Origin of the sequence: Pseudomonas sp. B15(2017) (genome assembly GCF_002113215.1) — a bacterium.
Taxonomy (GTDB): domain Bacteria; phylum Pseudomonadota; class Gammaproteobacteria; order Pseudomonadales; family Pseudomonadaceae; genus Aquipseudomonas.
Genome location: NZ_NEJZ01000015.1, coordinates 177,134 through 183,367, shown reverse-complemented (window position 1 = coordinate 183,367; position 6,234 = coordinate 177,134). Strand labels below are relative to the sequence as shown.

The window sequence follows — 6,234 nt, the reverse complement described above, 5'->3', positions numbered from 1 at the left end:
GTTGGGGGCGGGGGCGGTGGGTTAAGGCTTAAGTCGTGGCAATCAATTACTCCCTATCGATGTAGCATCGCCAATGATTAGCCCCCATATCTGAATATAGGCCGTTACTCTAAGAGCTTCGGCCTTGTAGCCAGTTTTATGCTGCCTACTCCATTAACTTGAGCACCCAATCCTGACGAGTTATTTGAACTTATCCAAATCGATCACGTTATCTTCACCGAATAACTCCTTTGCTTTTTCTATAACAGCATCCGATGGCTCCGGATAGAAAAAAGCTAGATTCTTCTTAGCACGAGTACAGCACACATATACAATTTTATTAGTGCGTTCTATAACGGTATCTTTACCATCACCAGTAAAGAATGCTTCGAAATTATAGTTATTCCATCTTCCATTATCCATAACGACTAGCACATTATCGAATTCACGCCCTTTAGTTTTGTGCTGAGTCGAAAATGGCGTCTTTCCGTCTATATATCTGTATAAGCTTTGAAACTCCGAGAAAGCCAGATCGCAAACTTGCGCATAGACATAAAACCTCTGCCTTATAAAATTTTCCAAACGATCATCCCTTCTAACCAAACCCTTCTTATGCGCTTGTTCAATAACTTCTCCGATTGTTTTACCTTCCAAATCAGCTAGACTTCTGATTTCTTCTCGAAGATTAAATTTATCTTTATGAGATAATATTTTTAGATCTGTCGCCCTCACAAACTCATTAAACGCCCCCTCTTGGTAAAGTTTAATTAGCGTTTGGATCCTATGGACATGCTTAATCAAACTATCTCGAGTCGTTCCTCCTCCCCCGAGCATGCTTTGATCTGCTTTCTGATCATCAATGAGCATATCCTTGTCAATGTATATTGAAGTTAAATCGAGAAAATGCTGTTGCAACGCCAAACGGTAAGACTCAGGGTATTTCGCAATATATCCAGCCTGACCATCTGTCGGAAGCACCTTCTTCAACTCATTCCCGATCTTACCTGCTGTTAAATCCGCAACCACTTCCTCTAACGTCTTACCTTCTGGACAGTACCTTGGGACAGTCGTCTTAATAAACGATCTAAGTCTATTTACATATTCTAAGATTTTGTCTCCATCATAAACTCTCATCAACTCGGGAAAACCAGCCTTCGTTGCTATCAAATTATGAGTAAGATTTAACTCTTTTGTAAGCAAAGACGAATCGCTCCACCGCAAATAACTCCTTGCAACTTCAACATTGGATTTTCTTGAGTGAAAAAATCTCGCAGTACCAATTATTGGTTTTCCATCCTCCATATTTGGGGCGTCGATATCATTCGAAGGCTCTTGCAAAAGTCCATCAGTACGAAACTTATTTGCCAGATTTATCACTGAGACGGGGTTTCTTCTGTTCTGTTTTTTCTTGACCTCCGTAACTTTGGATTTACCTACACCTTTGTAGGCCTCAAGATCTCCAATGCCTTTATCATAAATCGATTGCATTGCATCCCCAAAAAAACCTACTACGTTGCGTCTTTCCGTACGTGCGAGGTGCTCAAGCAGTATTTCCACCACAAGGTGACTGGTATCCTGATATTCATCAACCAAGATAAATTTGAATTTATCATTTACTATCCTACACAGTTTTGGATAACTTAAAAACATTGCATGAGCCAATACAGGAATTTGATCATGAGAAACAATCCCACTTCTCAGCCTTACATATTCCTTATATTCAACATCACCATCAATGGACTCAACCCTATCAGGTTCACCATTATCCAAAGTCACTTTAAATAAATTCTGACCATCATCATTAATCAGAAAAATCAGCGTTTCCTTTAGCTCCACTTGAAAATGTTTGATAGTTGACCATAAAAAATCGTGGATGGTCGACACGTAAAGATTTTCATGGCTTGCCCTGTGCTCAACTTCTTGTGCAGCAGCATTCGTATACGTAATACAGGCAATTTCAGCAAGAGGCTTTTGTTCGATCAGACCAGAAATAGTTTCAACAAGCGAATAAGTTTTACCACTTCCAGCGCCACCACTTAGCAGGAAGTTTCTACCCTCTCTTGTAGCTGCGAGAATTTCATTTGTCTCCTCACTATATATATTCTTTATCAGTTGCGAAGCCATTCCAATCCCTCCTGAATGTATGCGGGCGTCTTCCAATTGGAAAATGCTGACTCTTCAGACGCAACGCTATTTAATAGAATATCAATAGCTAAGCCAGCCTTCTTATCTACAGCTTTTTCTGCAAACTCATAGGGAGTATGAGTTCCATCAACATAAAGCTGAAAATGCTTTGCAACGAGCGAAGGAAATCTGGCGGAGTCATTACCTAAGAATTTTTTATTAATACTAAAAAAAGCATCTTCAAAGCTTCTCCCACGATACCCTTCCTCTTCAGTCTGAAATCCAACGAATAAATCTCCCTCTTTGCTAGGTATCCAACCGCCAGAATAAGACAATACTTTATTATCCTTTTTCAAATCGAGGAAAAACTTAACATCCTCCCTTTTCTTACCGTAGAAAAAGCAGAGTGCATTGTTGGAGGTATGATCAGTTTCAGGATCGAGCGGCGGGCACTTTTGGGTTACTTTCTTTTCTTTACCACTTTCGTCTGATTCTAAGGTAGTTTTCCCGGTATCAATATCTGTAAGAATGAGTGTTTTTACTCCGACGAGACGAAGAAATTTTTCAAATATCTGAGAATGAGCGCCGACTTCGACGAGGGAAACATTCTGCGACAATAAAGGAGCGACGCCTTCTACAGGATACTCTTGATCTAGTTTTTTCATCATGGCGGGAAGCAGTATTTTTTCTGTATCTCCCTCAACCAAGATAACCTTATCCGCGAAAAACAATTCCGCGCGATGCAAGGTCAAATATTGCTTTAGAAATCTAAAGTGCCCAACTCCTTCCTCATCATTCGCTTCCAAATAATCATTTTTCAGGGCTTTCAGGCTTTTACAAAGCACCTCCCCATTAGATCTTTTCATGTATTTTATGTCGTCAAAATCGCATTCGGCGACAATATGCGAAGAATGCGTACTTATTACAGTCTGAAGATTTACGTTTACTCCATCCTCTCGCTTTATTCCTTCGGCCAAGAGCGCCTTGATATTCTTAATAAAGATGTACTGCATTTGAGGATGGGTATGAGCCTCTGGCTCCTCAATGAATAGTATATTTATGGCGGCAGGCCTTTGATTCAGTGCTCGCCTAAACGACGTCATCAGCAAATCAATTTCGAAAATCATACTGATCAAATTCATATAGCCTAAACCATTAAAATGCTCAGGCAAGTCGTGATTTTCATGTCGATAAAGGACAGTAGTATTACCCTCAAGCAGTTCCCTGTGCTGTAAAGTTGATGAAATAGTCAACGAAGTTTCTGCGTGGGAGACACCGCCAAACTTTTCCACGCTACCAAGAAGCTTAGCAAACATGCTCTGATAGACCGCACTCAAATCCTTATCAGTACTCCTTAGCTTTTTCTTGAATAAATTTACGGTTTGTTTCTGCTCTTCAGTCTCATCCGTTCTTTTATAAATCCTAGCGGTTTGCACCGAGAGAGTTTTGTCATTATCCTTGTTCGTCACGCTTCTCTTCGCGCTAATCGATCTAAACGACAACACCTCCTCAAGCGAAATTTTTTCTTTTGTTAAATCCGTATATTTAGAAAAATCGCCACTGAGGTAGCTTTTACGAACAACACCACCAAAATACTTTCCGTGTTTTTCCGAAATATAAAGCAGCGCATCATTATCATAATCATCTTTATCTTCCTGATACGCACCACAGAAAGAAACAAGTTGAGAATGAGATAATTTATAATCGAATCCTAGATTAATTAAATTATCTTCCGGGTCCAGACTCATAATAAGTTCCGAAACCTGACCCAGATCGTCCTGCTCATTATATTTTATTGTCATCCTTAAGTGCATACCAATAGAAACATACTCCTCCTCTGTGGGAACTGGCTTTTCTCCTGAGACTAGCTCGCGAAGTCTCTCCCTTAGATTTACATTAAAATCATCAATGGAAATTTTACTACTCTCAACGACAAATTTTTCAAACGCTGACAATAGAGAAGTTTTCCCTGAGTTATTTTTTCCTATTACTAGCGAAAGCTCATTCTCTAGATCTAACGAAAAATTCCGCAGAAGCCGATAATTTAAAATTTCAACTTTTGAAACTTTCATTGCGCACACCACCAATAAATTGATTTCTTAGTCTTATGAATAAACGAAATCACGTTATATACCCTGAAGGCTTTTTCATTTTCAGACACATATTTCAAAGTCCTTAGTTACCTCAAACCCATCACCTTGATCCAAAGTCTTGTCAGTTTTTCAAATTCTCTCGTCATTCATCGCCCCCTAGACAATGCAGTCATTGAGGTATAGCTCAATGCCATCAAAATGCATACGCAATACACGCTGGACGCGTGAATCAGAGAACTTTGTACTGGACCAGTTCTGAGAGCCCCTTTTCTCGCCCCATGAAGGCGTTGTGATAGCATGCGCCTCCCCCCGGAGAGGGGATTTTTTTCTACATCCCGCAAGGAATATGCCCTCGTGAAAGACTTCGTCATCAGCGTCAACAACACCGTCCTGTATCTCTCCCTGGCATTCATCTGGCTGGTCGCTATCGTCGCGATTTTCACCAGCGGGTTCTTGCCGGCGCTGGGTATCTTCGTGGCAGGCACCCTTTGCTGGTGCATCATTTCCGGCTTCTGGTTCGTCCAGTCGGCGACCTACGAAGAACTGCGCAAGCTGAACGCCAGCAAAAACTGAAACATCAGGGTGGAGTCGTAAGTGCCCCGCCCTACTCTGAGCGCTTGGTTCCGTGCCAAGCGCTCTCGCCCACCGCGAATGGCTCGCATAAACCCCGCATTTTTTGAAACCCTGAAAATCCCGCCGCTCCCTTTCTGCCAATAAAGCCCAGTACTATCTCTCAAGAAATATCCCCGTCCCTTGTCCTCATCCACTGAGTGGCGAACTAAAGGAGTTTTGGTTTTGGGACATCTTCTGACTGAGCCGCAACTGACCGACGTCAGAGCTGCACTCTCCTGGCCTTTCAACGATTTGCCGGTCGAATACGACTATGTAGCGGCGGAGGTCAGAGGCATCGATCCTGACGCGCTCTACGAAATCCTTTATTCAGAGGTCGCGCCGGTGTGCTTCACCAACCTTGCGGCCGCTGTGCCTCCGGTATGGACTGGCTTTGATCCAGACTCGCTTAGGGCAATGATTGAGGAAAGGCTGGCTGCCAGGGAGAACAGCTGGTTTCGCAGGCAGTTTGATAAGGCGTTGGTTCGCTGGCTGCAATACAACTACGGCTACATCTGGAAAGAGATTTCCTCAAGGCTTTGAGCGCTTAAACAGGTTCGTTTAAAGCAACCCGCCGTAACTTCCTCGAGGCTACAACGCCTTGCGTCATTGCCTACGACTACGCCAGAATCCGCCGGCTTGTGCGTCTACGACGCGGGTCTTATCGTTTCCCGGTCACTGAAAAACAGTGATGGGGTTTGGTAGCCCCGGATTATCGTAGGTTGCATAAGCATCATGATGTGCAGTGTCTGAAAGACTCCGCGTCATGGTGGTCATGCACAGGGCGTCTTCGGGCGCGCCGGTTCCTACGTCCCGGTCTACCAACCTGAGCATGGCCGCCACCCATCGTTTGGTAGCGAGAGTGTCGGCTCCCATTTGACGATGTAGGAGTTTCACCATGATCAAACCAACACCCAACCCACCCGAAACCGACACCACCTCTCCCTACGAATCCCCCAACTCCAAAAAACTCCACGACGCCGCAGAGCGCGCGCTGGATCACTACCTCTGCCCCGCCGCCGGGATCATGTCGTCCTGCAACGAACCCGAGCGGATGTACCTGGCCAATCCGAAGTACAACACCGAATGCTTACTGGCCAACGCCAGCGAAAACCTTGGGGCGGCCAGTGAGATGCTGAGCAATTTCGCGGCAACGCTCGATCCGTCCCATCGCAAGATGGCGATCGGTATTGCGCAGGTCGTGATGATTGCCGAGCTGGCGGTGAATCAGGCGCTGGATCACGTCGAGGCCGCGTAATCTCACGATGGCTGCAGGAGCAGTCCTTGGCTACTTCTACAGCGAATCATCGCGGTCCGTATTGTGACTGGAACAAGTGCGACTGAGGCCGGCACGGGATATCGTGCCGGCCTCAAGATCGCCAATGAAATGAGGCAGATCTGTTATCCGGTGACGGGATAAAAGGTCTGC

Annotated in this window: 5 protein-coding genes; 3 read left to right on the top strand and 2 right to left on the bottom strand. The window is 44.4% G+C overall.

Annotated elements, in window-relative coordinates:
* Positions 1–180: 180 nt before the first annotated feature.
* Both CAF73_RS21495 and CAF73_RS21490 read right to left on the bottom strand, forming a co-directional pair.
* Complete coding sequence (locus tag CAF73_RS21495) at positions 181–2,103, bottom strand: UvrD-helicase domain-containing protein (protein ID WP_085703774.1); 1,923 nt, start codon at positions 2,101–2,103, stop codon at positions 181–183.
* The gene (locus tag CAF73_RS21490; protein WP_085703773.1) at positions 2,088–4,175 is read right to left on the bottom strand and encodes an ATP-dependent endonuclease; all 2,088 of its coding nucleotides are present in this window, start codon (positions 4,173–4,175) and stop codon (positions 2,088–2,090) included. Before CAF73_RS21490 ends, CAF73_RS21495 begins: the two co-directional genes overlap by 16 nt.
* Positions 4,176–4,550: 375 nt before the next feature.
* Here CAF73_RS21490 and CAF73_RS21485 point away from each other — a divergent pair, with 375 nt between their 5' ends.
* The 3 genes from CAF73_RS21485 (at position 4,551) to CAF73_RS21475 (ending at position 6,063) form a co-directional block, all read left to right on the top strand.
* Positions 4,551–4,769, top strand: coding sequence for a hypothetical protein (locus tag CAF73_RS21485; protein WP_011333849.1), 219 nt, complete (start codon positions 4,551–4,553; stop codon positions 4,767–4,769).
* Between the two features lie 222 nt (positions 4,770–4,991).
* Positions 4,992–5,348 carry a hypothetical protein gene (locus CAF73_RS21480; protein ID WP_085703772.1) on the top strand — a complete coding sequence of 119 codons (357 nt, stop codon included), beginning with the start codon at positions 4,992–4,994 and terminating at the stop codon, positions 5,346–5,348.
* Between the two features lie 355 nt (positions 5,349–5,703).
* The gene (locus CAF73_RS21475) at positions 5,704–6,063 is read left to right on the top strand and encodes a DUF6124 family protein (RefSeq protein WP_085700267.1); all 360 of its coding nucleotides are present in this window, start codon (positions 5,704–5,706) and stop codon (positions 6,061–6,063) included.
* The last annotated feature ends 171 nt before the right edge of the window (positions 6,064–6,234 follow it).

Bases quoted from the DNA above. Each gene is read 5' to 3' on its own strand.
- CAF73_RS21495 (WP_085703774.1), bottom strand. From the start codon at position 2,103: ATGGCTTCGCAACTGATAAAGAATATATATAGTGAGGAGACAAATGAA.
- CAF73_RS21490 (WP_085703773.1), bottom strand. From the start codon at position 4,175: ATGAAAGTTTCAAAAGTTGAAATTTTAAATTATCGGCTTCTGCGGAAT.
- CAF73_RS21475 (WP_085700267.1), top strand. From the start codon at position 5,704: ATGATCAAACCAACACCCAACCCACCCGAAACCGACACCACCTCTCCC.